Source organism: Belnapia moabensis DSM 16746 (assembly GCF_000745835.1).
In the GTDB taxonomy this organism is placed as follows: domain Bacteria; phylum Pseudomonadota; class Alphaproteobacteria; order Acetobacterales; family Acetobacteraceae; genus Belnapia; species Belnapia moabensis.
This window is the reverse complement of the sequence record NZ_JQKB01000250.1, coordinates 1-2,057: the sequence shown is the minus strand read 5'-3', so window position 1 is coordinate 2,057 and position 2,057 is coordinate 1. Positions and strand designations below refer to the sequence as shown.

Below are 2,057 nucleotides of genomic sequence, written 5' to 3'. Positions count from 1 at the left end.
CCTATTGGCGGCGGCGGGGCGCCCCGCAGCAGCACGCTCCGTCCTTAACCCGGCCGCTTTACTGTATGGGTTCTGATTAACGGGATTTGGTATAACCCCCTCGTCCATGCCCCTGCCCGCCCCCGGTCAGGTCCGGATTTTGGCGGTTTGCCACGATTGCGGCAAGCCCTGCGTCACTTGCGGTAAGCGGGACTTGTCGCATGTGACCGGGCGTCAGCAGCTCGGCTTCAGCCCCGCCATGATGCTGCGCCCATCCGCAAATCCGCGCCGTCCGGATCCGTCATGTGGTCGAAGTTCTTGGGGCTGGCGCCCGCGGACCTTCCCTCCTGACTGGGATCCGACCTGGATGGGAGAGTTGGCCTCCTTGGAAGGAGGCAGCGCGCTGCGCCGCGCTGACCGCCGGCCCGACGCGGATGGCCGACTACTTCAGCATCGACCTGCCCGCCGGGCGCGGCCTCGACATCAAGGCGACCGAGGTCTTCGGCATTTATGTGAAGCGGATCTACGCGCAGCTTGGCATGCACTGACTGCCGGCCCTGCCGCCCGTCGGCGGCGTCGCCCGGCCCTGGGACGATGGTGCCGGACGAAGCATGGGCTTGTGACGGATCACCCCAGCGGGTTCATGTCGGCGTAGGAGAATTCGTAGGCGGTCATCCAGTTCTTGCCGCCGAGTTCGCCGTTGTTGTTGTTTGTCGTCATCCCAAGGGATGGCACGGCATTCTCGCCGCCATGCGCATAGTCCTTCGGGACGTGCGAGGTGGTCGTCCACTTCTGGATGCCGTCGGCGAAGCCGGTCAGCCGGCCCGACTCCCAGAGCAGGGAGTAGGTGTGCTTCTGCGTCTCGTCGACATTGCCCAGCATGAAGCTGGTATACCCGTCGCCGCCGTCGGAGCCGCGCCAGTGCACCGTGTTGTAGGGCGTGCCGTTGGCGAGGATCTCGAACATGTCCATCTCCGGCCCCGGCCACTTGTCGGTGCTCGGCCAGAGCAGGGCATAGGGCCCGACATGACCCTCAGCCTTGATGGTGAAGCTGTACAGGCCATAGCCGAAGCCCTTGTCGGCGCCGGCCGGCTTCATCATCGTGCCGCTGCTCTGGTCGTCCCAGGTGCTGCGCAGGGTCACCTGGCCCTTGACCGAGGCGTCGATGCCCGGGCCCCAGCTATGAGAGAACATGCCCTTGCCGGCGTTGAAGCTCTCGACCACGTCGCGCTGCTTCCAGCCGGAGGGCAGGATCTGCTCGCCGACATAGGAGACGCCGAAGGAGCCGCCGATGGCGAAGTCCTTCGCGCCGGCGCGGGCGAGCTTTGCCGCACTGTTCTGGCTCACGCCGTCGAGGAAGATGCCGTCGACATAGAGGTTGCGGTCCGCGGCGGAGGAGCCGCCATAGGCGTCGTTCACGAAATTGACCGTGACCTTGTGCGAGCCGGCGCCGATCTCGGAGATGGAGACGGTGTCGTACTTGCCGTTCGCATGCGAGGCGCTGGCAGTGCGGACGCCGCCAAATTGCTTGCCGTCGACCGAGATCGTGTACTGGGCGCTCCCCTGCCACGCATCCTGGGAAATCCTGAGGGTGAGCATGCTGAACTCCGAATTAGGACGTGTTAGCTCGCGATGTTGTTTATATCACATTTTTGTGTATTTCGAAAAATACAATTCGAGATCGAACAATCGGTGTCACTGAGACGATTATCCACTCTCCAATCCCGTGTCGGGGTAACGCCAAGTGCCGCAATCATCATGCCAACCATCCGGTCCCTCGGCGGACGAGCACTGATCCTTGGCCAGACGATGCGGCTTCGGGGGACGAAATAGCCTGACGGGCAGCGATGTGCGGGCAGCGCAGACTTATCCGCGCTGCCGCGAATGATGTTGGGCCGGACTTATTACTTCAGAATAGTCTGGCAGACTCGGCTGGGTGAGCCTGAGGTGGCCGCAGGCACAGGCGAGCCGGTGGCGACGTCAGAGTGACCAGCCCCCATTGAGTGGTCCGGGCGGAATTTCAGTGGGCCATCTCAGCCACACCTATTCCTGAGCTGATCTGTGACATGGCCAGTGGC

Annotated in this window: 1 protein-coding gene; it reads right to left on the bottom strand. The window is 63.4% G+C overall.

Features of this window, described 5'->3' with window-relative positions:
- Positions 1-606: 606 nt before the first annotated feature.
- Positions 607-1,578, bottom strand: a complete 972-nt coding sequence (locus tag EP26_RS30635; protein ID WP_043345272.1) for a carbohydrate-binding domain-containing protein — start codon at positions 1,576-1,578, stop codon at positions 607-609.
- Positions 1,579-2,057: the final 479 nt, after the last annotated feature.

Coding starts and splice junctions, on each gene's coding strand:
- EP26_RS30635 (WP_043345272.1), bottom strand. CDS start 1,578: ATGCTCACCCTCAGGATTTCCCAGGATGCGTGGCAGGGGAGCGCCCAG.